This is a genomic window from Tenacibaculum dicentrarchi, from assembly GCF_964036635.1.
Lineage (GTDB): Bacteria > Bacteroidota > Bacteroidia > Flavobacteriales > Flavobacteriaceae > Polaribacter > Polaribacter dicentrarchi.
Genome location: NZ_OZ038524.1, coordinates 1,876,744 through 1,900,983 on the forward strand (window position 1 = coordinate 1,876,744; position 24,240 = coordinate 1,900,983).

Genomic DNA, 24,240 nt, shown 5'->3' on the forward strand with positions numbered 1-24,240 from the left:
TATGCGTATAAAAAATTTAGGACTACTATTACTTTTTAGTATCGTATGTTCTTTAAATAGTTTTTCTCAGCAAGAATTGATTCGGGTTACTTCTCAATCAATTTCAAATAACGATGCTAGTGGAAACAAATGGACTCTACAAGTAGGAAGTCCTTTTCTAGGAAGGAACTCTACAGTTAATAAAAGAATAACAAACCCTTTAGATATAAGATTTCCATGGGGTGTAGAATTTATTCATGAAACTTTTTCTTATGCTTCTTTTGATATTTCAAAAGGATACTTTCCTGATAAAATATCCATAAATTGGGCTATAAAAAATAATTTAGAAGATATAGACTATATTGTTGTTTACAGAAGAGAGTTAAGTAAGATTACAAAAAATTTTGTTAAAATAGCAACCTTACCTGCCATAACAACAAATTATGAAGATAAATATGTACAAGGAGGAACACTTTATGAATATAGAATTGATGCCGTAGGGCTTCCTAAAATTGTTAAAGGTGCTGGAAAGGAATTAAGAGATTATATTACAGGGATTGGGTATAGAAGCCCAACTGCTATTATTACTGGAAATATAAATTTCGAAGGAGGTAACCCTGTAGAAAGGGTAATTATTGAAGCATTGCCAACTAATGGAGATAAAGACACCAAAAGATCTGGTGTTAATATACCTAAAAACAGTGCTCTTGATATCAACTTTGTAAATAAACCTATTACAGATAAATACACTTTCCAAACTTGGTTAAAGCCTGGAGATGGAACTTTTAATAATTCAGAATATATTGATTTATTTACCTTAAAAAATGCTTCTTTTTTAGATACACATAAAACACTAATAAAAGTAAATTTAAAAGACGCTAATCCTTACGTCGAATTTAATATACAAGGAGCTGTTTATCGATTACATAATTATATACCTGCGGGTAAAACTGATGTAAAAGGAAATGAAACTCTACTCCCTATTACTCATTTTTTAACAGATTTCACACATATTTCTATAGTTGTAGAAGAAAATACAATTCCTAGATTATTAATAAACGGAACTGAAATTCAGCAAGAAGATGTTGCTTTTCTTAATGCTGGAGTAAAAAAAACAACCTCTAAAGGAGCTGATTATAGTGTTACAATTCCTACTAAGAAAACAAGCTTACTTTCTAGTACAGGAATTACTGAAGAATATAATCATTTTATTGTTGGAGCTATCGGTTCTAAATCAATTTATTTAGATGAATTAAGAATCTGGAAATCGGCTTTAACAGAAGTAACTATTCATGATGATTTCCATAGATATATTAATGGAGATGATGCTGACCTAATTTCTTATTTCAGATTTGATGAAGGTGTTGGTAATTATGCTTATGATTTATCACACGAAGGATTTGAATATAATAAAAATAAAGCTTTTTTTAATAGTAAATTAGCTAATGATATGCCTTATTGGACAAGTGATGTAAATAATTTACCTAGAAAAGATCAATTAGGGTTTTTAGGCATGACAGATGCAAACGGTAGTTATATCATCTCTGCAATTCCTTACAAAGGAACAGGTGAATCTTATAATATATCTCCAAGACTTGGTGTACATCAATTTGAACCTAATCAACAAATTATATACTTAGGTGAAGATACTCCTGTAGTTAATAAAGTTAATTTTACAGATATTTCTTCATTCATCTACAAAGGAAAAATTTTATATGATACTAAAGGTGTTTTTAAATCTTTTGTTGAACTAAATAGCCCTGACCCTGACAACCCTAATTTCAACGGATTAACAGATGGAGATCAATACGTTAGTAATTCTAGCCCAGGAATTTTAGATGAAGGTTATAATTATTATACCAGAGGGGCTCAAAAATTTTCTAAAGGAGAGTATTGGTATAACAATGCAGGTACAACCAATGATACTAGCGATGATTATTTAGAACGATATGCTCGAATTGCATCAGAAGGAGTAAATATTTTAATAGATAATCAAATTGTTTTAGATAAAAACAATACTCCTGTAGTAAGTGACAGCGAAGGTAATTTTGAAATAAGTGTTCCTATTGGAAATCATTATATTTCTGTTGCTAAAACAGGTCACACATTTGAATATAACGGAAGGTTCCCAGCAAACACTTCTCAAACAACCGAATTTTTTGAAGATGCTCAAGAACAAGTGATTTTTGTAGATAAAACAAGGGTTGATGTTGTTGGTCGAGTTGTCGGTGGTACTGTAGAATCAGCAAAACCAATTGGTTTTGGTGATAAAGGAATATATACTGTAAATTATGAAGATGAAAAAAACATTAAACATAAAGAAACTGTTAGTTCTATAAATAATATTGGTTCAGCAAACTTAACATTAAGTTATGCACCTCCAGGTGCTTCTGCTACAGGAAATACACAATTTTCGTTTTCAACAAATGCCGAAACAGGAGAGTATAGAGTGAAAGCATTACCGTTAATGTACACTATTAATTCAATTGGAGGCTTAACAATCCCTAATAATCCTAGTATTTCAATATTAAAAGCTAATGAATCTTTAGATTTCTCTTCTAATATAACAGTAACTGAAAAACCTAAATATACTAGTGGTAATAAAGAAAAAATAGAAGGAGTTCCTTACCATTTTGAAAAAAGTTTTGTGTACAGAGCTAAACCTGTATTAAGTGCTTTATCTCAAATAGGTGAAGATATGATTGAATTACCTAATAAAACTTCTGTTACCACAGCAGGAACAGGGTATCTATTCTATAAACAGTTTAAAAACTACTCTATTGAATTAAGTAGATATGAACCGTATTTTAATTATGATACAGATGCTAATGGTATTGAATCTCAAGTACCAATTAAAGATGGTGAGTTAATAATTACCAATAACCTTGCTTTACAAGGTTCTGAAAAAACTATTATCAATAAAAAAGATGAGAGTTTATTAACTTATAAATTTAGAGGAGGTTTACCTTCTTCAATAGCTCCTTATACTAAAACATTAAATATGTTTTACAGAATTAATTCGGTAGATTATCCTGTACAAAACTATACTAATAAAGCTATTTTACTTGGAGGAGAATCTGACGGAAGTCAAACTTTTGTAACCGAAGCTCCAGATATTCCAGATATTATTTTAAGAGACCCTCCTGGTTCTGAAAGTTCTGCAACCATAGCTAAAGGAGAAACAATTAGTTTTACCACTACAAATACCGTAAGTAGTAATAGTAATTTTTCTACTGAATTCAAATTTTTGTTAGGAGTTAAATTTGCTGCTGGTGGTGGATTACTTGGTCCTGTTATTGAAACAGAAACTACAAATGATATTACAACAGGTATTGGTATTTCCGTAGCTTCTAATGATGCTACCAGCCTTACCAAAACATATACTTTTAATCAAGAAATTTCAACAAGTGATTCTCCTGATTTTGTAGGTTCTAAAGCTGATTTATACATAGGGCAATCTAAAAATTATTTTTACGGTTCGTTTAATAATATAGGAACGTCTTCTATTAAAAATAATACAGCATTAAAATTAACAAATAAAGATGGAAAAGAAATTATTATAAATAAACAAAAATCTATTTCTTTTACAGAAGAACCTTCTAATACATTCTTTGTATACACACAAGATTATATTGTTGAAAAGTTAATTCCTTCTCTAGAAGAATTTGTTTCTCAAATAAAACAAGGATTATTAGTTGGAGGTAAAAATGGTGTTTTATCAGAAGCCCAGTACGTACATCAAATTAACCAATGGAAATCTGTTATTCGTGAAAATGAAAAAACAAAGTATGACGCTAAAAATAACAGAGATCAATTAAAAAGTGAAGCTAAATTATACGTTAAAAATGAAATAAAGCAAATAGAAGAAGCTTTACTTAGTGGTGATGACCCTTCTTCTGAAGCTATTTTAAATAAAAATCTTCAAGATTCAAAAAAATTATTAAATGTAATTAATGCTAATTTTGAAAAAAATATTTCTTTTGACTCTGGTGCAGGAGCAATTACAAGATCTGTTGAAACTTCTTTAGTAAGAAATAAAACAAATTCAATTGAGGTCGATTTTGAAGAAGCATTTGCACTTACATTAGGTTTTAACCTTAATAAATTTGGTTTTCAAAATACAACCTCAACAACATTAAATCAAACATTAGGTACTGAACTTTCTGAAGAATCAGAGAATACAACTAGTATTAGTTATACTCTTCAAGATAGTGATGAGAATAATTTATTTAGTATCGATATTATAAACTCTTTTGATGGAAATGGACCTATTTTTAGTTTAATTGGAGGTGTTAGTTCATGTCCTTATGAAGCTGGCGATAAAAGTTTATTTTATAATAAAGCTTCTTATATCGCTCCAAACTATAATGATCCTAATTATAAAGTTGAAAATATCCCACTTCTTAAAAAATCATTACGTGAAGAGTTAGGTAACGCAACACAACAATTAGAAAAACCAAATATTACTGTTGAGGTTGCTAATGTAAGTAATGTACCTGAAAGTGAAACAGCACAATTTAAATTGACTTTATTAAATTTAAGCGCTTCGGAAACAACTGCAAGCTTTACATTACAGGTTGACCCTGCTTCGAACCCTAATAATGCTGTGATTAATGTAGACCCTCAAGGTTTAACTTTTAATGACATGCCTTATAATGAACCAACCGAATATTTACTTACCCTAAATAAATCAGTTGGAGATGTTTATAAATATGAAGATATTATTGTTCAATTTAAAAGTACTTGTGATACTGAAATAGTAAGCAGTGTTAGTCTTTCTGCTTTCTTTACACCTTCTTGTTCTAGCGTTAATGTAAGTTCGCCTGTTAATAATTGGGTTTTTAATATCGACCAAGCATTTAATAATGATAATACATCAAATAGTCTTCCTATTAAATTGGTTGATTATAATCTAAACTACGAAAGCTTTGAGAAAATCGAATTACAATATCGATTAATTTCATCTCCTAGTTGGACTAATTTACACACCTATTATACATCGCAAAATCATTTAGATGCCTCAGGAAGTACAACTAATGTTTCACTAATAAATACTCCTGAAATTAATTATAACTGGGATATTGTAGGTAAAAAGATTAATAATGGTAATTATGAAATTAGAGCAATTTCTAACTGTATGAACGGTACTACTTACACTTCTGATGTAATTACTGGTAGAATCGATTTAGATGCACCTGTTGTTTTTGGAACACCAACACCAACCGATGGAATTCTTAGTTATGGTGAAGATATTGTTGTTCGTTTTAACCAACCAATTTCTTACAATCAAGCGGTTAGTTTAATACAAGTTACAGGGCAAACAAATCAGCAAGAAATAAACCATAATGTTTCGGCTAATTTTAATGGTGCTAGTAATACTGTAAAATTAGATAATCCTTTATTTCAAACAGGTGATTTCACCTTAGAATTCTGGATGAATAATAATACTAAAACAGCTAACGCAACCATTTTAAAACAAGAAAATGGTGTAAATATAGCTCTTAAAAATGACCAAATAACTTTTAATTTTGCAGGAAGTACTACTTCAGGAACAATTACTAATGATGATTTATTCCATCATTATGCTTTTGTTTATAACGCATCAGAAGGAAGTATTTCAATCCACGAAGATAGCAGTAATATCGCTACTTTAGGAATTTCAAAAAACGTTCAATATTCATACAAAAATCCTGTAGTTATTGGAGGAAACACTTTTGTTGGAAATATACACGATTTAAGAATTTGGTCTAAATCATTAACATTAAGTGACGTTGCTTCTAACTTAAATACTAAATATTTAGGTAACGAGCGAAACTTAATCGGTTTATGGCCTATGGATGAAGGTAATGGTACAATTGCTAACGATATTGCACGTTTTAAAAATGCTAAAGTTAATACTGATTGGAGTATTAAGCCAAGTGGAACTTCTTATGAGTTTAAAAACAATCAATATTTAGCTTGTGATGATGTTAATCTTGTTCAAATTAACAACCAAATGGATGTTACCCTAAGTTTTTGGGTTAAAACAGATAAAAATCAACAAGCTACATTAATTTCTAACGGACGAGGTGATGACAAAGATGTTGCATCATCAAACGGAACAAGAAATAAATGGGCTATTAACTTAGCTACAGATGGTAATTTAAGTTTAATGAACGAAAATAATTCGTACGCATTAACAACTAAGAGTATTACTGATGGTAATTGGCATCATGTTGCTGTTTTATTAAACAGACAAGGTAGTTTAAGAACTTATATCGATTCTGATCTTGTAAGTACGAATAATTCAGAAAAAATTGCCGCTTTTTATGGTGATAAAATATGGATAGGTGCTAGAGGTCATAAAGATTTAGCTGGTATTGAAACTACTGATAACCATTTTTCTGGATATTTATCAGAAGTTAGATTATGGAATACTTTAAGAAGTACAGAACAAATAGCTAGAGACCGATTTTTTGAAATCGATTTCAATACGCCTGGTTTATATTTCTATATGAAAATGAACAAACCTGGTGCATTAGCAAATCCGCTACCAAGTTATTATCATATCGCTTTAAACAATCAAGTGTTTAGCTCAAATGCTGTTATTAATGCTGGTACTTCGAATTATTCAAAAGATACACCACCTATTAAACCTAGCAGAGATTTAATTAATTTCCCTGTAAGTTATACCATTAATGGTGATGAGTTAATTATAAAACCAAACGTAACTAACCCATCTGTAATAGAAAATCAAGTATTAGATATTACAGTAAATAGAATGTTTGATGACGTTAACAACGTACAACAATCTCCTATAACTTGGACTGCTTATATTGATAAAAATCAATTAAATTGGTCTATTGATGGAAAAAGTAAAATTGTTGATAAAAAAATTCCTTTTAACCAAGGAGGTACTTTTGAAATCGAAGTCAGAAATAACGGAGGTACACCAACACAATTTAATATTAGTAATGTACCGAGCTGGTTATCATTAACAGCTTCTTCAGGAACTATTGACCCTGCAAGTGTTATCACCATTACAGGAACTACAGATGAAGAACTTTCTGTTGGAAACTATCAACATGACATGTACTTAAATAGTGATTACGGTTATGATGAAAAAATTCAATTAAACTTGAGCGTAAATTCTGTTGGTCCTAAATGGGAAATAAATCCTGCTAATTTTGATTATAGCCTTAATATTGTAGGTAAAATTAAAATAGATGCTGTATTTGCTGAAAATAATACTGACAAAGTAGCTGCATTTGTAAATGGAGAACTTCGAGGTGTATCTTCTTTATTTTACGATAAAGATTACGACGAATACTTTGTTTTCCTTACCGTCTATGCAAATAAATCGAGTGGTGAAGATATTAGTTTTAAAGTTTGGGACGCATCTACTGATGTTACTTATCCTGTTACCATTAATAATAAATTAACAATACCTTTTGTTAATAATAATATTATGGGAACTAAAAAAACACCTCAAATTTTTGAAAACTCAGATGAATTATATCAATCTATAAACCTTAACAGCGGTTGGACTTGGATGTCATTTTTTGTAAATGATGCTAATTTATCAAACATCAATACATTAACTGCCGATTTAAATTTAACAACTTCTGACAGAATTTTAAGTAATTCACCGTCATTATTAGAAACCTATCAACAATACAGTGACCCTAGTTTAAGTGGTTGGTCAGGGTCTATAAGTAATGTTGCAGGAGGAATGAACACAAAGCAAATGTACAAGGTGTATTCAAAAAACATCAATACATTAAGTGCTTCAGGAACTAATGTTGATTTAAATACTTGGTCGTTTCCAATACAAAAAAACTGGAACTGGTTACCTTATATTGTTTCTAAAAACACACCTTTAAATGAAGCTTTAGCCAACTTTAATGCAACCGATGGCGATGTAATTAAATCTCAAAATAAATTCGCTATTTATGATGCTTTAAATAATGGTTGGTCTGGTAATTTAAATTTCCTTGAACAAGGTAAAGGATATATGTTAAAATCTTCAAGTAGTCAGAATTTTACATATCCATCATATCTAAATCAGCAAGTATCTAAAAGGAATTTTGTTCGTAGCGCTAAAAGAAGTAATTCAAATAAAACGAATACTTTTAATAAATACGCTTCAAATATGAATGCTATTGTAAAAATCCCTACAGATTATAGTATGCTTAAAGTTTACAATTCAAACGGAGAAATTCGAGGTAAATCTGAAGCTATTAATATCAATGGAAATAATTTACATTTTATCTCAATGTTTTCTAATATATCAGAAAAGTTAACATTCTTTATTCAAAAAGATAATGGTTCTAAAGAAGAAATAACTTCTGAATCAGTACAGTTTAAGAATGATGAGGTATTAGGTACAATTACACAGCCAATAGTAATTGAAACACTTGATGATGAAATCAAAATTTCTCCAAATGCTTTTGATGATGAAATCAAAATAAGTTTCAAAAAACAACAAACAAATGTTGCTGTTACAATTTATTCAACAATAGGACAAGTTTCTTATCAAAAGAACTATAAAATGGATAAAAACAACAAACTTATAATTCTTACTGATTTTAATTTATCAAGCGGAACTTATATTATAAAAGTTGTTACAGATTCTAATACAGTAATTAAGCATCTAATAAAAAAATAGATAATGAGAAATTTAATAATTATTTGCAGTTTTTTATTTATCAATTCGTTAATCGCTCAAACTCCTAATTGGAGTTTGAACGAAAACGAATTTGAACATACCATGTCATTAGTTTCGTTTATCAACCTTGATGGAAAACGTTTATCTAATAAAAATGATAAACTTGGTGTTTTTGTAAATGATCAATGTAGAGGTGTTACTAATTTAATTTATGTAGCTTCAGAAGATAAATATTATGCTTATTTAACTGTCTTTTCGAATACAAATGGCGAAGAACTTAGTTTTAAAGTTTATAATTCAACTGAAGATACTGTTACAGTGATAGACAAAAAATTAAATTTTGAAATTTTAGCACATTACGGAAATTTACAACAAGCATATAGTATAGCTAAGCCTGCTTTATCTAATATCGCTGTATTAAATGCTATTACCTTTAAAAACATCCCTGTTATAAATTATACAGATACTAATAATAAGATTACTATTGAAGTAAAAAACACAGAAAATATAGCAGCGCTTACTCCTATTTTTAATATGAATAAGGGTGCTAGTGTTTTTTATAAAAACAAATTAGTAACACAAAGTACTATTATTGATTTTACCGATACTGTTGAGTTTATAATTGTTTCAGAAGATCAATCTAAAATAAAAACAGTACAAGTTAAAGTAGCAAAAATTGAAGTTAAAGAACCTCGTTTTTTTAGAAAAAATGAAGTTTGTGACTTTAAGGGTGTTATAAAAGTTGAATATGCTGTACCCGCTACAACTGTTCTATTAAAACAAAATGGAAATTTATTATATACCTCTAGTATCAGCAAAGGTAAAAGTCTTTTTGAAGGTTTAAATTCGGGAGCTTACCAAGTTGAAATAGACGGAATTGTTAAAACTATAATAATTAAATAATTTAAAAGATGAAAAAATTAAAAATGATATGTTGTTTAATACTACTTTTAAGTTTAATTTTTGGTTGTAGTAGCCAAAACAATTATCAATGTACTGCTACTCAAGGTGATTTTGAGGAGGTATTCTAATTAAAAGTATCAAAATAAAAAACTCAGGATTTTATAAAATCCTGAGTTTTTACATTTAAAATATTAAATGAGTTTTTATCTGATTTTATCTAATAAATCACTTAATAAAGTTGCTTCATTTTCTGTTAAATTATCTAAAAAATTTAGTTCTGTTGAGGTATCAATTGTTGTTAACAATTCTAAACCTTTCTTAGATATGTTAATATAAACAACTCTCCTATCATGTTTACATCGAATGCGTTCTATAAATTTCTTATCGCATAATTTATCCATTAAACGAGTTGCATTAGGTGCTCGTTCAATCATTCTGTCTTTAATAACTTGTACTTTTATAGGCTTACTTGCACCTCTTAAAATTCGTAAAATATTAAATTGCTGTGGTGATATTCCGTAAGGCTTAAAAAAATCATTTTCATTACTACTTAACCAGTTTGCTGTATATTTTATATTGATAAGTGCCTTTATTTTATTATTCGGAAATTTAGATTTTATATCCTCAGAAATATCTCCCATTCTTTATTTAATTTTTATTCGTTTGTAAACAAAAATACAAAAACAACTTTACATTCCAAGGAATATAAAAACAATACAACTATTATTGAATACTACTTACTATTTCGGTTGTTCCTTTTACCATTTGTGCAACAGGACATGTTCCTGCAACTTCTAATAATATTTCTTTTTGAGCTTTAGTTATCTCTTTTTCAAAAGATATTTTTTCTATTAATGATTTTTTTATTCCTTCGGATGTTAACCTTATTTGCTGTGTAACATTAACTGTAATTTCACCTACATTCCAATTTTTATTTTCGGCATAGGTTCTTAAAGTTATGGAAACACAACCACCAATTGCGGTTAATAAATATTCAACAGGTGTTGGTCCATTATTGTCTCCTCCTTTTTCAACAGGCTGATCTGTAATTACAAAATGATTTCTCATTTTTGCTTCCGCCACATAATTACGATTACTTAATATTACTTTTGATGATACTTTACCTGCCATTATTTTATATTTTTCGTTATAAATATAAGAAACTACACTTAAAATAGCAGTAACTACTCTAAAATCAACACAAAAATTTTAAATTTAATTACCACAGAAACTATCTTCTAGGGCTTTAAAAATATTTTAATACTGTGTTTTTAATTTCATCAATAAACCATACATTTACATAAGTACTTATATAAATACTTATTATAAATATGGATGCGTTAAAAGGATTTGGAGAAATAGGAATCGGATCACGTCTAAAAAGAGTGAGTGAATACATGATGCGAGAAACTCAATTGGTTTATGATGCTTTTAATATTGATTTTGACCCCTATCTATTTCCAGCTTTTAAAATTATAAAAAATAAAAAAGGAGTTACAAATACCCAAATAACAAACAGCTTACAAATTTCGCAACCTGCCACAACACAAGCGATCAATAAACTATTAAAAAAAGAATTAATTTTCTTAGAAGAAGACAAACTTGACAAGCGTAAAAAGGTAATATTTCTGTCTAAAAAAGGCAAACAATTAGTTAAAACTGTAACACCTCTTTGGAATAGTATTGAATATATAATTAAAGAATACACCTATATATCTTCCAATTCATTAGTAGAACATTTAAATATTTTAGAAGAAAAATTTAATAAAAAATCATTCAGTCAAGCAATTATAATACACACTAAAATGACGTTAAAAAAAACAACTTCTCTTGAAATCATATCTTTTAAACCAGTCTACGCTACTGATTTTTATAATTTAAACATCGAATGGATTTCTTCTTTTTTTGAAGTAGAGGCTTATGACAAAGAAGTTTTAAAAAATCCTGACACGTATATTATTAACAAAGGCGGGCATATTTTTTTCGCAAAACTAGACGATAAAATTATTGGAACCGTTGCTTTAATGCCGATAAAAAACAAAAAAGAATCATCAGAAAAGAATAAACCAACTGTTTTTGAACTTACCAAAATGGCGGTTTCCCCTCAATATAGAGGCTTTAAAACAGGGCAAAAATTAATGCAAAAATGTATTGATTTTGCAAAAAGCCAACAATTTAGTAAGCTTGTTTTATATTCTAACCGAAAACTTGAAAATGCTATTTATATTTATAAAAAATATGGTTTTTTAGAAATTCCTGTAGAAAAAAACTGTCCTTACGAGCGTTCTGACATTAAAATGTCGTTAAAAATAAACGACTAAGAAGAAGAAGTTAATGCCATATCTGCTGTAATCAAACGCCTAACTTTCTTGTATTTTAAAGGGTTTTTCTTACTTTAGCAGTTGCAAATAAATAACCGATTATCTATGGATATTAACTTCAATAAAAACGAAGATTACAATAAACTTTTAGTAGCTGATTTACGTAAACGTTTTGTCAAAGTTAAATTAGGCGGAGGACAAAAACGTATTGATAAACAACATGAAAAAGGAAAATTATCAGCTCGTGAACGTATCGATTATCTTTTAGATGATAAAAAAAAATCTATAGAAATTGGGGCTTTTGCAGGCGATAAAATGTATCAAGAACACGGCGGATGCCCGTCTGGTGGAGTTGTTGTAAAAATGGGATACGTTAGCGGAAAACAATGTATTGTTGTAGCTAATGATGCCACTGTAAAAGCTGGTGCTTGGTTTCCTATTACAGGAAAAAAGAATTTAAGAGCTCAAGAAATATCCATAGAAAATAAATTACCTATTATTTATTTGGTAGATTCTGCGGGAGTATATCTTCCTTTACAAGATGAAATTTTTCCTGATAAAGAACACTTCGGACGTATTTTTAGAAACAATGCGATGATGAGCAGTATGGGAATTACACAAATTTCTGCAATTATGGGAAGTTGTGTTGCAGGTGGTGCTTATTTGCCAATTATGAGTGATGAAGCTATTATTGTTGATAAAACAGCCAGTATTTTTTTAGCAGGAAGCTATTTAGTAAAAGCAGCTATTGGTGAAACTATTGATAATGAAACTTTAGGTGGCGCAACTACACATTGCGAAATATCAGGTGTTACCGATTATAAATCTAAAGATGATAAAGATGCTTTAGACACTATTAAAAATTTAATGGACAAAATTGGAGATTCTGACAAAGCTGGCTTCAATAGAAAAGAAGCAGTCCCTCCAAAAGAAAATGAAGATGATATTTTTGGAATTCTTCCAAAGGAAAGAAATTCACAATATGATATGTTAGAAATTATCAAACGTTTGGTTGATAATTCTGAATTTGAACAATACAAAGAAGGCTACGGAAAAACAATTATTACAGGCTACGCACGTATGGACGGTTGGGCTGTTGGTATTGTTGCTAATCAACGAAAATTAGTGAAAAATGCCAAAGGAGAAATGCAATTTGGAGGTGTAATTTATAATGATTCTGCTGATAAAGCAACTCGTTTTATTGCTAATTGTAACCAGAAAAAAATTCCTTTAGTTTTTTTACAAGATGTTACTGGTTTTATGGTTGGTTCAAAATCTGAACACGGTGGAATTATAAAAGACGGCGCAAAAATGGTAAATGCGGTAAGTAATTCTGTCGTTCCAAAATTTACTATTATTATTGGTAATTCATACGGTGCAGGAAATTACGCAATGTGCGGGAAAGCCTACGACCCTCGATTAATTGCTGCTTGGCCAAGTGCCGAACTTGCAGTTATGAGCGGAAATTCGGCAGCTAAAGTTTTATTACAGATAGAAAAATCATCCTTAAAAAAACAAGGTGAAGAAATTACACCTGAAAAAGAAGCTGAATTATTCGAAAAAATAAAATCACGTTACGATAATCAAATTTCACCTTATTATGCAGCTGCAAGAATTTGGACTGATGGAGTTATTAATCCGTTAGACACTAGAACTTGGATTTCAATGGGAATTGAAGCTGCAAATAATGCTCCTATTGAAAAGAAATTTAACTTAGGAATTATTCAAGTATAATCTATAAAAAAGCATCATTAGTTATGAAGAAAAAAATTTTAGGAGGTATTATAATCGCTTTTGTAGGTTTTTTAGTATATCAAGCATACATTTTTACGCTTGGTAATCAAGATAATATTAAACCTATTTACTTAATACCCGATGATGCTGTTTTTATTTTAGATACAGAAAGACCTATTGACACTTGGGATGAAATTAGTGCTAGTGATATTTGGAAACATCTACAAAAAAACAGTTATTTTAAAGACATCAGTAAAAGTTTAAACACTTTAGACAACGTTATTAAAGAACAAAAAAGTATTCTTGATTTTGTTGGTGAACGAGATGTATTAATTTCTGCACATGTTTATAAAACTAAAAAATATGATTTTTTATATGTAGTTGATTTAGAAAAACTATCTAAACTTAATTTCTTAAAAAGTAGTATTGCTAATTTAGCAGGTAACGATTTTAAAATTACTAACAGAATATATAAAAATCAAGAAATAACAGAAATTTACGACAAAACAAAAAGAGAAACCTTACATATTGCTTTTATCAAAAATCAATTAATTGCTTCTTATACACATATTTTAGTTGAAAAATCTATCAATCAATATCAAAAACCTGTTATTGGTAGAGATGTTAATTTTGTTGAAATTACCAAAGAAACCCCTGAAGATGGTTTCTTTAAATTATTTTTTCAATATAAATATTTAGATAAGTACCTTTCTTGTTTTGCTGATAAAACCAATACAAAAGTTATTAAAAACATTCAAAATTCGCTGTATTATTCAGGTTTTGATGTTTCTTTAATTGAAGGAACTATTATTCAAGCAGATGGATATACGAACGTAAAAGAAAATTCTGAAAGCTATTTAACAGCCATTCAAAAATCAGGAAAAGGAAAAAGAACTATTGCTAATATAGCACCAAAAAATACAGCTCTTTATCTTAGTTTCGCTTTTGATAGTTTTAATACTTTTCATGAAAATTTTGAAAGCCTAAAAAAAGTAAATCCTCAAGAATTTGAAGTTTATACCAAACAAATTAAAGAAATTGAAAACAAATTAGATATAAACATCAACAAAAATGTGTATAGTTGGATAGGAAATGAAGTTGCTTTAATTCATTTTAACTCTTCATTATCTAAAAATAAAAAAGATATTGCAGCTATTTTTAAAACTTCTGATATTAAAAAAGCTACTAAAAATTTAAATTTTATCTTATCTAAAATAAAAGAAAAAACACCTTTGCAATTTAAACAAATTAACTACAAAAATCATACAATTAATTTTTTAGACTTAAACGGATTCTTTAAAATGATAGTTGGTAATATGTTTAAAAATATGGAAAAACCTTATTTTACTATTATTAATGATTATGTAATATTTAGTGCTAGTCCTAATACTTTAAAAGAAATTATTAATAACAATATTAGTAATTACACCTTAGCTTCATCAAAAGAATTTGAAGAATTTAATTATCTATTCGATAAAAAATCTACTATTTTCACTTACATAAATACACCTTATATTTTTAATGATGTAGTAAGTTTAGGTGATAGAAAAACACAAGTGCAAATCAAAAAAAATAAAGAATATATTATTTGTTTTAATCAATTTGGTATGCAATTAACTTCTGAAGGAAATATTTTTAAAAGTTCTATTACCACTACTTTTAATAATCCGAAATTAGTTTTAGAAAAAATCACTTTAGATAAAAAATTAAAAAAAGAAGAAGCGTTAAAATTAGCATCTAAAAAAAATACAGAAAATAATATATTTAATTTTAAAGAAATACATCCGTCAGATTTAAGTGCCTCAACCTACAAAGAATATTATGACAACGGTAATTTACAGTTTGAAGTAAATTTAAAAGATGGTTTATTAGATGGAAAATTTCGAATGTACTATCAAAACGGGAAATTAAAACTAAAAGGAAGCTACAAAAACGGCAAGAAATCAGGTACTTGGCGTGCTTATGATACTCAAGAAAATAAGCTACTTATCAAAAAAAGATTTTAATTGTAAATAATTACTGCAATAACTACATTTGTCATTGCGTAAAAATAATTTTAGCGTAAAAATAATAATTTAATAAAATGGGAAGAGCATTCGAACTTAGAAAAGGACGTAAGATGAAGCGTTGGTCTGCAATGGCTAAAACATTTACCAGAATTGGTAAAGATATTGTAATGGCAATTAAAGATGGTGGGCCAAACCCCGAAGCAAACTCACGTTTAAGGGCGGTAATGCAAAATGCAAAGGCAGCAAACATGCCTAAAGACAATGTAGAGCGCGCCATTAAAAAAGCGGTAGATAAAGATACAAGCGACTATAAAGAAGCGTTATTTGAAGGCTATGCTCCACACGGAATTGCCGTTGTGGTAGAAACAGCAACCGACAATAATAATAGAACTGTTGCTAATGTACGTTCTGTATTTAATAAATGTAACGGAAACTTAGGAACTTCAGGTTCTGTTCTTTTTATGTTTGACCGTGTTTGTAATTTTACAGTAAAAAAAGAAGATATTACTGTTGATTTAGAAGAGTTAGAGTTAGAACTTATTGACTTTGAAGTTGAAGAAGTTTTTAATGATGACGAAGGAATTATTATTTATGCACCATTTGAACAATTTGGGGCTATTCAATCTTATTTTGAAGATAATAATGTAGAAATTTTATCATCAGGTTTTGAAAGAATTCCTGCTTCTACCATGAAGCTTTCTGAAGAACAGCAAGCAGATGTAGAGAAGTTATTAGAAAAATTAGAAGATGATGATGATGTTCAAAATGTTTATCATAGCATGGTAATGTAAAACATTTAAAACCTTATCTTTTAGTATAAAAAAGCGAAATTGTCTAATTAAATTAGATGATTTCGCTTTTTTTGTAACTTTAAAGACTAGATGCTGAGGCAGTAAAGCTCCTTTTATTTGGGGTATTTTAATGATAAAAGGGAATATTATTCTCGATGTAATTAATTAGCTATAATTTAAAAAAATGAAATTACCTGGATATGATTTTGATATTGTAATTATAATTGGAAATGGTTTTGATTTAAGTATTGGATTAAAAACAAGTTATTCTGATTTTATAAAAAGTATAGAGTTTCAAGAACTTTTAAAAAATGAAAACTTATTAGCAAAACATTTAAATGGTATTCATACTCTACAGAATTGGATTGATATTGAGAATGAACTAAAAATATACTCTAAAAAATTTGCAAGTAATAATGAGAATTTCTTCCTTGATTATAAAAAGTTGACACATGCATTAGGACAATATCTTAATGGCATTTCAATGCCTAATTTTAATTTAGAAATGCTTGCCGTTAAATTAATTAAAGCTGTAGAAAGAATTCCTACATTGATTATTGACTTTAATTACACCGATACCGTTTCGAGAATATCCAATTTTCTTAATTTTGACATATATAATAAAGATTCACTCATTCATCATACGAAAATTCACGGGGCTTTAAGTTCTAATGACATAATATTCGGTATCGAAGATAGAACTGATATTTCGCCTAAACACGTTTTTCTTAAAAAATCAGTTAATAAAAATTTCAACCCTATAGATTTTAATAAAGAAATATTAAAAGTAAAAACTTTGTTGTTTTTGGACATTCATTAGGTGAGACTGACCATATGTATTTTGAGGAATATTTTAGAAAATCATCTACAGCTTCTAATTCAAGAGAATCACAAAAGATTACAGTTTATCATTATGGAGAAGATAGTTATTATGACCTATTCTCTCAAATTGACAAATTAACTCTAAAGAAAATAACTAAATTGAAACAAATAAATAAAGTTGACTTTCAAGATACAAAAAACTATAGCTAATAAAATATAAAAAACATAGGAATATTGTGTTAAACATAAAGTTCTGTGCATATTAACAAAGTCCGCTAAAGAATAAACCGAAACGAAAGTGCTTATTAACTGCCCAACAAACCTTATACAAAACTGTTCCCATTCATTATAGAGCCCCGTTTTCAAAAAAAACTCTAAATAGAAAATGAAAAGTTTAAATAAAATCCCGTTTAAAATATTAACACTTGTAAGTTTAATATGTTTGCTAATTCCTTTTTCAATATATGTTTTATGGATATATGTTTTCGATTTAGGAACTACACAAGCAAAACGAGTTGCTATTTTTAATAGATTATTTTTTAGATTTTCTTCATGCTAAATGGAGTACAACAATTCTTAGTATTAGTTTACTATTATTATTGAATTTATATTCAATGATGTAAATTATTTACCATAACTAACATTGCATAGAAATTTAATAGTGCTAATTAAGCAAAAAAAAGGTTATACTATAAGAGTATAACCTTTTTATAAAATAAACTGATATTTCTACCAACTTGCTTTTTTAACACCTGGAATTAATCCATTGTTAGCCATTTCACGGAAAGTAACACGTGAAATACCGAACTGACGCATATATCCTTTTGGACGACCTGTTAGTTTACAACGATTGTGCATTCTAATTGGTGATGCATTTTTTGGTAATTTTTGTAATGCTTCGTAGTCTCCAGCTTCTTTTAAAGCTTTTCTCTTTTCAGCATACTTTGCTACCGTTTTAGCTCTTTTACGCTCACGCGCTTTCATTGATTCTTTAGCCATCTTCTAGTTCTTTTTAAATGGTAAACCTAATTCAGTTAATAAAGATTTAGCTTCTTTATCAGTGTTTGCAGATGTTACAAAAGTAATATCCATTCCACTAATCTTTTTTACTTGATCAATATTAATTTCAGGGTAGATGATTTGTTCAGTAACTCCTAAGTTGTAATTACCTCTACCATCAAAACCGTTCGCTTTAATTCCGTTAAAGTCTCTTACACGTGGTAAAGAAGCGGTAACTAATCTGTCTAAAAATTCGTACATTTTAACTCCTCTTAACGTAACTTTCGCACCAATTGGCATCCCTTTACGTAATTTGAAGTTTGCAACATCTTTCTTAGAGATTGTTGAAACTGCTTTTTGACCTGTAATTGTAGTTAACTCGTCAATAGCGTATTCTATTAATTTCTTATCTGCTATAGCAGCACCAACACCTTTATTTACAACAATCTTTTGTAATTTAGGCACTTGCATTACATTACTATAACCGAATTCTTCAGTAAGAGCTTTTATAACTCTGCTCTTGTACTCCTCTTTTAATCTTGGTACGTAACTCATTGTTATATTGCTTTATCTGATTTTTTTGAAAATCTAATTTTCTTACCTTCTTCTACTTTATAACCAACTTTTACAGCTTCACCGTTTTCGATTAATGCTAAGTTAGATATGTGTAAAGAAGCTTCCTTTTTTACAATTCCTCCTTGAGGATTAGCTGCTGATGGTTTAGTATGTTTCGATACCATGTTCACACCTTCTACTAACACTCTATCTTTATCTCTAAGGATTTGTAAAACTTTACCTTCCGATCCTTTGTGATCTCCTGCTAATACTCTAACAGTATCACCTGATTTTATTTTGAACTTCTTCATCTTAATGTCGATTTAAAGCACTTCAGGTGCTAATGATACTATCTTCATAAATTGCTTGTCACGTAATTCACGGGCAACAGGACCAAATACACGTGTTCCTCTCATTTCCTCAGTAGGATTTAAAAGTACACAAGCATTATCATCAAATCTGATATATGATCCGTCCTTACGTCTGATTTCTTTTTTAGTACGAACAACAACAGCACGAGATACTTGACCTTTCTTTACACTTCCATTTGGAGTTGTAGATTTGATTGTAACAACAATCTTATCACCAACACTAGCGTAACGCTTTCTTGTTCCTCCTAATACTCTAATCACTAAAACTTCTTTTGCTCCAGTGTTATCTGCGACTCTTAATCTTGATTCTGTCTGTAACATATTATTTAGCTCTATCTAGGATTTCTACTAATCTCCAACGTTTAGATTTACTCATAGGACGTGTTTCCATGATCCTAACAGTATCTCCTTCGTTGCAATCGTTATTCTCGTCATGTGCAACGTACTTTTTCGTTTTTAACACGAATTTACCATACATTGGGTGCTTGGTTCTTTTTACCTCATTAACAACAATAGATTTCTCCATTTTGCTACTAGATACTACACCTATTCTCTCTTTTCTAAGATTTCTTTTCTCCATCTTTAAAACTGACTAGAATTATTGTAATTCTCTTTTAGTTAACTCTGTAGCAATTCTTGCTACAGTTTTTCTTAAGCTTTTAATCTGCATTGGGTTTTCCAATGGAGTTATGGCGTGAGCCATCTTAAGATCCGTATAATTTTTCTTTAACGTCACTAATCTTCCTTGTAGGTCGATAGTAGTTAATTCTTTAATTGCTGATTGTTTCATTGTATATAGAATTAAGCGTTAAAATCAAAATCTCTTGCAATAACAAATCTCGTTTTAACAGGAAGTTTCTGAGCAGCTAAACGTAAAGCTTCTTTTGCAACATCCATTGGTACTCCACCAATTTCAAACAAAATTCTACCTGGTTTAATTACTGAAACAAAATGATCTGGTGCTCCTTTACCCTTACCCATACGAACCTCTAAAGGTTTCTTTGTAATAGGCTTGTCTGGAAATATTTTAATCCAAAGCTGACCCTCTCTCTTCATATGACGAGTTGCCGCAATACGAGCTGCCTCTATTTGGCGAGAGGTAAGTAAATTCTGATCTAATGATTTGATACCAAACGTTCCGTTAGAAAGTTGAGCACCTCTACCAGAGTTACCTTTCATATTTCCTTTCGCCTTCTGTACCTTACGGTATTTTACTCTTTTTGGCTGTAACATTTTTAATTTCTAATTTTAAAAATTATTTTCTTCTGCGAGGTTGTTGACGTTTTCCATTACCACCACCTTTATTAGCACCACCTTTTTGCTTAGATAGTCCTGCTAATGGAGATAACTCACGCTTTCCATATACCTCACCTTTCATGATCCATACCTTAATACCTAATCTTCCGTACTGTGTATGTGCCTCAACAAGTGCATAATCAATGTCTGCTCTAAAAGTAGAAAGAGGAATTCTTCCTTCTTTATAGTGCTCAGAACGTGCCATTTCTGCTCCATTTAAACGTCCAGAAATTTGGATTTTAATCCCTTCTGAATTCATTCTCATAGCAGCTGTAATAGCCATTTTTGTAGCTCGCTTGTAAGAAATTCTATTTTCAATTTGACGAGCAACACTAGCTGCTACTAATTTAGCATCTAATTCAGGACGCTTAATTTCAAAAATATTAATTTGAACTTCTTTCCCTGTAATTTTCTTAAGCTCTTCTTTTAACTTGTCTACCTCTTGACCTCCTTTACCAATAATGATACCTGGACGTGCCGTAGTGATAGTAACGGTTACAAGTTTAAGCGTACGCTCAATAATTACCCTTGATACACTTGCTTTAAATAATCTAGCATTAATATACTTTCTTATTTTATCATCTTCAGCTAATTTATCTCCGTAGTCATTTCCACCATACCAGTTAGATTCCCATCCTCTGATAATTCCTAAACGATTTCCTATTGGATTTGTTTTTTGTCCCATTTCTACTTTGATTAATTGCTTTTAATTTTAGTACCTAACTCTAAAGTAACGTGATTAGAACGCTTACGAATTCTATGAGCACGACCTTGTGGAGCTGGTCTTAATCTTTTTAACATACCTGCACTATCTACACAAATAGTTTTAACAAATAGTCCAGCATCTTCGATACTAGCGTCTTCATTTTTAGCTTGCCAGTTTGCAATTGCAGACAATAACAATTTCTCTAAATTAGTAGCTGCTTCTTTTGAACTAAATTTTAAGATTTGTAAAGCTTTTTCAACCTCTACTCCTCTTACTAGATCTGCGACTAAGCGCATTTTTCTTGGTGATGTAGGACAATTAGTTATTTTAGCGAAAGCTTTAGACTTTCTTGCTTCTTTTAACTGTGTTGCCATGTTATGTTTACGACTTCCCATAATTTCCTACTATTTTTTTCCTTTATTTTTTGCACCAGCGTGCCCTCTAAAAGAACGTGTTGGTGAAAATTCGCCTAATTTATGACCTACCATGTTTTCAGTAACGTAAACTGGTACAAACTGACGTCCATTGTGAACAGCAATTGTTTGCCCTACGAAATCTGGAGTAATCATACTTGCTCTTGACCAAGTTTTAATAACTGAAGTACTCTCATTTTCAACGTTAGCTAAAACTTTTTTCTCTAATTTATAGTGAACGAAAGGTCCTTTTTTTAATGATCTTGCCATGGTTTATTTCTTTCTACGTTCTATAATATACTTATTACTAGCCTTAGTTTTAGATCGAGTCTTAAATCCTTTAGCTGGAATACCGTTTCTTGATCTTGGATGTCCTCCTGAAGAACGTCCTTCACCACCACCCATTGGGTGATCAACTGGATTCATACGTACAGCGTTAACTCTTGGTCTTCTACCTAACCATCTTGATCTACCTGCTTTACCAGAAACTAGTAATTGGTGATCTGAATTAGATACAACCCCGATAGTTGCCATACAAGTTAACAAGATTAATCTTGTTTCACCTGAAGGTAACTTAACTGTTGCGTATTTACCATCTCTTGCCATTAATTGAGCAAATGATCCAGCAGAACGAGCCATAACAGCTCCTTGACCTGGGTGTAACTCAATACAAGAAATTGTAGTTCCTAAAGGAATTTCGCTTAAATATAAAGCATTTCCAACTTCTGGAGCTAACCCTTTACCTGAAACGATTACCTGACCTACTTTTAAACCGTTTTGTGCAATTACATAACGCTTTTCACCATCAGCATAACTAAGTAAAGCAATAAATGCAGTACGATTTGGATCGTACTCTATAGTTTTCACTGTTGCAGGGATACCATGCTTATCTTTTTTGAAATCGATAATACGGTATTTTTGTTTATGACCACCACCAATGTTACGTGTTGTCATTCTACCCTGGTTGTTTCGACCTCCAGATCGTTTTTTCGAAGCTAATAACGATTTCTCCGGCTTATCAGTTGTTATGGTGTCGAACCCATTTACAACTCTAAAACGCTGACCTGGTGTTACTGGTTTTAATTTTCTAACTGACATGTTGTCTTTTCTTAAAGATTGTTATAAAAATCAATAGCATGTCCTTCAGATAACTGAACGATTGCTTTTTTGTATCCACTTGTTATCCCTGTTACTAAACCTTTTTTGGTATGTTTAGTATTTCTTTTAATAGGATAATTCATAGTTTTAACAGACTTAATTGCTACACCATAAGTTGCTTCAACAGCACTTCTGATTTCCAATTTATTAGCCCTACTGTTTACAACAAATGCATAACGATTATTAAGCTCGCTATCTTTTGTTGCTTTTTCCGTAATAATAGGTTTTATTAAAATACTCATATCTTTCCTATTTACTTAAGTTAGATTCAATTCCTTCTAAAACACTTTCAGAAATAATTACTTTATTCGCATTTAAAATACTATAAGTATTAACTCCTGTAGCATTTACAACTTTAGTTCCTTTTAAGTTACGAGATGATAAATAAACATTATTATTCTCTTCTCCTAAAACGAATAAAGACTTTTTAGAGTCTAAATCTAAAGCTTTTAAAACATTGATAAATTCTTTAGTTTTTGGTGATTCAAAATTAAAATCTTCAACTACTACTAAATTACTATCTTTTGCTTGAATACTTAAAGCTGACCTACGTGCTAAACGCTTTAAGTTTTTATTTAACTTGAAAGAATAACTTCTTGGTCTTGGTCCAAACATGCGTCCACCACCTCTGAAAACTCCAGATTTGATAGACCCCGCACGTGCAGTACCTGTTCCTTTCTGTTTTTTAATCTTTCTTGTACTACCTGTAATTTCAGCTCTTTCTTTAGCTTTATGAGTACCTTGTCTTTGATTAGCTAAGTACTGCTTTACATCTAAATAAATTGCGTGATCATTTGGCTCTACACCGAATACTTCGTTAGAAAGTTCAACTTTTCTACCAGTATCTTTCCCTGTAATATCTAAAACTGCTACTTTCATTATTTTTCGATAGTTACAAAAGTATTTTTGTGACCAGGAATTGCTCCTTTTACTACGATAAGATTCTTATCAGCAACCACTTTTAATACTTTTAAATTTTGAACTTTTACTTTGTCTCCACCCATACGACCTGCCATTCGCATTCCTTTGAATACTCTTGCAGGGTATGATGCAGCACCAATAGAACCAGGAGCTCTTAAACGGTTATGCTGACCGTGAGTTGCTTGACCAACACCGGCAAAACCATGACGCTTAACAACACCTTGAAAACCTTTACCTTTTGAAACTCCAGAAACATCTACGAATTCACCTTCAGTAAAGTGCTCAACGCTAATTGAATCACCTAATTTATACTCACCTTCAAAACCTTGAAATTCAATGACTTTTTTCTTAGCAGATGTACCAGCTTTTGCAAAGTGTCCATCTAAAGCTTTATTAGAGCTTTTTGCTTTTTTGTCATCGAAACCAAGTTGTAACGCACTATAGCCGTCTACCTCTTCGGTTCTGACTTGGGTAACCACGCATGGTCCTGCTTCGATTACTGTACAAGGAATATTCTTCCCGTTTTCGTCGAATAAGCTGGTCATACCTACTTTTCTACCTATTAACCCAGACATATTTGTTAATTTTAAGACGATAGATTTATTTTATACATCC

The 24,240-nt window shown here is 30.1% G+C and carries 23 protein-coding genes; 7 read left to right on the forward strand and 16 right to left on the reverse strand.

Annotated elements, in window-relative coordinates; all coding sequences use genetic code 11:
- Position 1: 1 nt before the first annotated feature.
- A complete protein-coding gene (locus ABNT14_RS08110; protein ID WP_101902381.1) occupies positions 2 to 8,626 on the forward strand; it encodes a LamG-like jellyroll fold domain-containing protein in 8,625 nt (2,874 codons plus the stop codon).
- Positions 8,627 to 8,629: 3 nt separating this feature from the next.
- A complete protein-coding gene (locus tag ABNT14_RS08115; RefSeq protein ID WP_101931907.1) occupies positions 8,630 to 9,529 on the forward strand; it encodes a hypothetical protein in 900 nt (299 codons plus the stop codon).
- A 203-nt stretch (positions 9,530 to 9,732) separates the two neighbouring features.
- Here the strand turns inward: ABNT14_RS08115 and ABNT14_RS08120 are convergent, their stop codons facing one another.
- A complete protein-coding gene (locus ABNT14_RS08120; RefSeq protein ID WP_101902383.1) occupies positions 9,733 to 10,170 on the reverse strand; it encodes a MarR family winged helix-turn-helix transcriptional regulator in 438 nt (145 codons plus the stop codon).
- Positions 10,171 to 10,252: 82 nt separating this feature from the next.
- Positions 10,253 to 10,660, reverse strand: a complete 408-nt coding sequence (locus tag ABNT14_RS08125; protein WP_101902384.1) for an OsmC family protein — start codon at positions 10,658 to 10,660, stop codon at positions 10,253 to 10,255.
- 200 nt (positions 10,661 to 10,860) lie between these two features.
- Here ABNT14_RS08125 and ABNT14_RS08130 point away from each other — a divergent pair, with 200 nt between their 5' ends.
- From ABNT14_RS08130 to ABNT14_RS08150, 5 genes are all read left to right on the forward strand, one after another.
- On the forward strand, positions 10,861 to 11,850 hold the full coding sequence (locus tag ABNT14_RS08130) for a bifunctional helix-turn-helix transcriptional regulator/GNAT family N-acetyltransferase (RefSeq protein ID WP_101902385.1): 990 nt from the start codon (positions 10,861 to 10,863) through the stop codon (positions 11,848 to 11,850).
- A gap of 105 nt (positions 11,851 to 11,955) precedes the next feature.
- Positions 11,956 to 13,584 (forward strand): acyl-CoA carboxylase subunit beta, encoded by a 1,629-nt coding sequence (locus tag ABNT14_RS08135; RefSeq protein ID WP_101902386.1) that lies wholly within the window; start codon positions 11,956 to 11,958, stop codon positions 13,582 to 13,584.
- Positions 13,585 to 13,607: 23 nt separating this feature from the next.
- Positions 13,608 to 15,590 carry a DUF3352 domain-containing protein gene (locus ABNT14_RS08140; protein ID WP_101902387.1) on the forward strand — a complete coding sequence of 661 codons (1,983 nt, stop codon included), beginning with the start codon at positions 13,608 to 13,610 and terminating at the stop codon, positions 15,588 to 15,590.
- Positions 15,591 to 15,667: 77 nt separating this feature from the next.
- Positions 15,668 to 16,384, forward strand: coding sequence for a YebC/PmpR family DNA-binding transcriptional regulator (locus ABNT14_RS08145; protein ID WP_101902388.1), 717 nt, complete (start codon positions 15,668 to 15,670; stop codon positions 16,382 to 16,384).
- 184 nt (positions 16,385 to 16,568) lie between these two features.
- Positions 16,569 to 17,204, forward strand: a complete 636-nt coding sequence (locus ABNT14_RS08150; RefSeq protein WP_101902389.1) for an AbiH family protein — start codon at positions 16,569 to 16,571, stop codon at positions 17,202 to 17,204.
- 731 nt (positions 17,205 to 17,935) lie between these two features.
- Here ABNT14_RS08150 and rpsN read toward each other — a convergent pair.
- The 14 genes from rpsN to rplC are packed head-to-tail and all read right to left on the reverse strand — an operon-like array spanning position 17,936 to position 24,200.
- Positions 17,936 to 18,205 carry a 30S ribosomal protein S14 gene (gene rpsN, locus ABNT14_RS08155; RefSeq protein WP_058885424.1) on the reverse strand — a complete coding sequence of 90 codons (270 nt, stop codon included), beginning with the start codon at positions 18,203 to 18,205 and terminating at the stop codon, positions 17,936 to 17,938.
- A 3-nt stretch (positions 18,206 to 18,208) separates the two neighbouring features.
- Positions 18,209 to 18,760, reverse strand: coding sequence for a 50S ribosomal protein L5 (gene rplE, locus ABNT14_RS08160; RefSeq protein WP_101902391.1), 552 nt, complete (start codon positions 18,758 to 18,760; stop codon positions 18,209 to 18,211).
- Between the two features lie 2 nt (positions 18,761 to 18,762).
- A complete protein-coding gene (rplX, locus tag ABNT14_RS08165) occupies positions 18,763 to 19,071 on the reverse strand; it encodes a 50S ribosomal protein L24 (protein ID WP_101902392.1) in 309 nt (102 codons plus the stop codon).
- 12 nt (positions 19,072 to 19,083) lie between these two features.
- The gene (rplN, locus tag ABNT14_RS08170) at positions 19,084 to 19,452 is read right to left on the reverse strand and encodes a 50S ribosomal protein L14 (RefSeq protein ID WP_058885427.1); all 369 of its coding nucleotides are present in this window, start codon (positions 19,450 to 19,452) and stop codon (positions 19,084 to 19,086) included.
- 1 nt (position 19,453) lies between these two features.
- Positions 19,454 to 19,711: a 30S ribosomal protein S17 gene (gene rpsQ, locus ABNT14_RS08175; protein WP_058885428.1), complete on the reverse strand. Its 258-nt coding sequence runs from the start codon at positions 19,709 to 19,711 to the stop codon at positions 19,454 to 19,456.
- Between the two features lie 18 nt (positions 19,712 to 19,729).
- A complete protein-coding gene (gene rpmC / locus ABNT14_RS08180) occupies positions 19,730 to 19,921 on the reverse strand; it encodes a 50S ribosomal protein L29 (protein WP_101902393.1) in 192 nt (63 codons plus the stop codon).
- Between the two features lie 11 nt (positions 19,922 to 19,932).
- Complete coding sequence (gene rplP, locus ABNT14_RS08185) at positions 19,933 to 20,364, reverse strand: 50S ribosomal protein L16 (RefSeq protein ID WP_058885430.1); 432 nt, start codon at positions 20,362 to 20,364, stop codon at positions 19,933 to 19,935.
- A 22-nt stretch (positions 20,365 to 20,386) separates the two neighbouring features.
- Positions 20,387 to 21,112: a 30S ribosomal protein S3 gene (gene rpsC / locus ABNT14_RS08190; RefSeq protein ID WP_101902394.1), complete on the reverse strand. Its 726-nt coding sequence runs from the start codon at positions 21,110 to 21,112 to the stop codon at positions 20,387 to 20,389.
- A gap of 11 nt (positions 21,113 to 21,123) precedes the next feature.
- Positions 21,124 to 21,528 carry a 50S ribosomal protein L22 gene (rplV, locus tag ABNT14_RS08195; protein ID WP_058885432.1) on the reverse strand — a complete coding sequence of 135 codons (405 nt, stop codon included), beginning with the start codon at positions 21,526 to 21,528 and terminating at the stop codon, positions 21,124 to 21,126.
- Positions 21,529 to 21,537: 9 nt separating this feature from the next.
- Positions 21,538 to 21,816 (reverse strand): 30S ribosomal protein S19, encoded by a 279-nt coding sequence (gene rpsS, locus ABNT14_RS08200; RefSeq protein ID WP_101902395.1) that lies wholly within the window; start codon positions 21,814 to 21,816, stop codon positions 21,538 to 21,540.
- A 3-nt stretch (positions 21,817 to 21,819) separates the two neighbouring features.
- Positions 21,820 to 22,644, reverse strand: a complete 825-nt coding sequence (gene rplB, locus ABNT14_RS08205) for a 50S ribosomal protein L2 (protein ID WP_101902396.1) — start codon at positions 22,642 to 22,644, stop codon at positions 21,820 to 21,822.
- 11 nt (positions 22,645 to 22,655) lie between these two features.
- Positions 22,656 to 22,946 (reverse strand): 50S ribosomal protein L23, encoded by a 291-nt coding sequence (gene rplW / locus ABNT14_RS08210; protein WP_101902397.1) that lies wholly within the window; start codon positions 22,944 to 22,946, stop codon positions 22,656 to 22,658.
- A gap of 7 nt (positions 22,947 to 22,953) precedes the next feature.
- Positions 22,954 to 23,583, reverse strand: a complete 630-nt coding sequence (gene rplD, locus ABNT14_RS08215; protein ID WP_101902398.1) for a 50S ribosomal protein L4 — start codon at positions 23,581 to 23,583, stop codon at positions 22,954 to 22,956.
- Entirely contained in the window at positions 23,583 to 24,200 is a 618-nt protein-coding gene (gene rplC, locus ABNT14_RS08220; protein WP_101902399.1) for a 50S ribosomal protein L3, read from the reverse strand. The genes rplD and rplC overlap by 1 nt, the downstream gene beginning before the upstream one ends.
- Positions 24,201 to 24,240: the final 40 nt, after the last annotated feature.

Coding starts and splice junctions, on each gene's coding strand:
- ABNT14_RS08125 (WP_101902384.1), bottom strand. CDS start 10,660: ATGGCAGGTAAAGTATCATCAAAAGTAATATTAAGTAATCGTAATTAT.
- rplN (WP_058885427.1), bottom strand. CDS start 19,452: ATGTTACAGACAGAATCAAGATTAAGAGTCGCAGATAACACTGGAGCA.
- ABNT14_RS08145 (WP_101902388.1), top strand. CDS start 15,668: ATGGGAAGAGCATTCGAACTTAGAAAAGGACGTAAGATGAAGCGTTGG.
- rpsN (WP_058885424.1), bottom strand. CDS start 18,205: ATGGCTAAAGAATCAATGAAAGCGCGTGAGCGTAAAAGAGCTAAAACG.
- rplE (WP_101902391.1), bottom strand. CDS start 18,760: ATGAGTTACGTACCAAGATTAAAAGAGGAGTACAAGAGCAGAGTTATA.
- rpmC (WP_101902393.1), bottom strand. CDS start 19,921: ATGAAACAATCAGCAATTAAAGAATTAACTACTATCGACCTACAAGGA.
- rpsS (WP_101902395.1), bottom strand. CDS start 21,816: ATGGCAAGATCATTAAAAAAAGGACCTTTCGTTCACTATAAATTAGAG.
- ABNT14_RS08120 (WP_101902383.1), bottom strand. CDS start 10,170: ATGGGAGATATTTCTGAGGATATAAAATCTAAATTTCCGAATAATAAA.
- rplX (WP_101902392.1), bottom strand. CDS start 19,071: ATGAAGAAGTTCAAAATAAAATCAGGTGATACTGTTAGAGTATTAGCA.
- rplV (WP_058885432.1), bottom strand. CDS start 21,528: ATGGGAAGTCGTAAACATAACATGGCAACACAGTTAAAAGAAGCAAGA.
- rpsC (WP_101902394.1), bottom strand. CDS start 21,112: ATGGGACAAAAAACAAATCCAATAGGAAATCGTTTAGGAATTATCAGA.
- ABNT14_RS08130 (WP_101902385.1), top strand. CDS start 10,861: ATGGATGCGTTAAAAGGATTTGGAGAAATAGGAATCGGATCACGTCTA.
- rpsQ (WP_058885428.1), bottom strand. CDS start 19,711: ATGGAGAAAAGAAATCTTAGAAAAGAGAGAATAGGTGTAGTATCTAGT.
- rplC (WP_101902399.1), bottom strand. CDS start 24,200: ATGTCTGGGTTAATAGGTAGAAAAGTAGGTATGACCAGCTTATTCGAC.
- rplW (WP_101902397.1), bottom strand. CDS start 22,946: ATGAGTATTTTAATAAAACCTATTATTACGGAAAAAGCAACAAAAGAT.
- ABNT14_RS08135 (WP_101902386.1), top strand. CDS start 11,956: ATGGATATTAACTTCAATAAAAACGAAGATTACAATAAACTTTTAGTA.
- ABNT14_RS08110 (WP_101902381.1), top strand. CDS start 2: ATGCGTATAAAAAATTTAGGACTACTATTACTTTTTAGTATCGTATGT.
- ABNT14_RS08115 (WP_101931907.1), top strand. CDS start 8,630: ATGAGAAATTTAATAATTATTTGCAGTTTTTTATTTATCAATTCGTTA.
- rplB (WP_101902396.1), bottom strand. CDS start 22,644: ATGTCAGTTAGAAAATTAAAACCAGTAACACCAGGTCAGCGTTTTAGA.
- ABNT14_RS08140 (WP_101902387.1), top strand. CDS start 13,608: ATGAAGAAAAAAATTTTAGGAGGTATTATAATCGCTTTTGTAGGTTTT.
- rplD (WP_101902398.1), bottom strand. CDS start 23,583: ATGAAAGTAGCAGTTTTAGATATTACAGGGAAAGATACTGGTAGAAAA.
- ABNT14_RS08150 (WP_101902389.1), top strand. CDS start 16,569: ATGAAATTACCTGGATATGATTTTGATATTGTAATTATAATTGGAAAT.
- rplP (WP_058885430.1), bottom strand. CDS start 20,364: ATGTTACAGCCAAAAAGAGTAAAATACCGTAAGGTACAGAAGGCGAAA.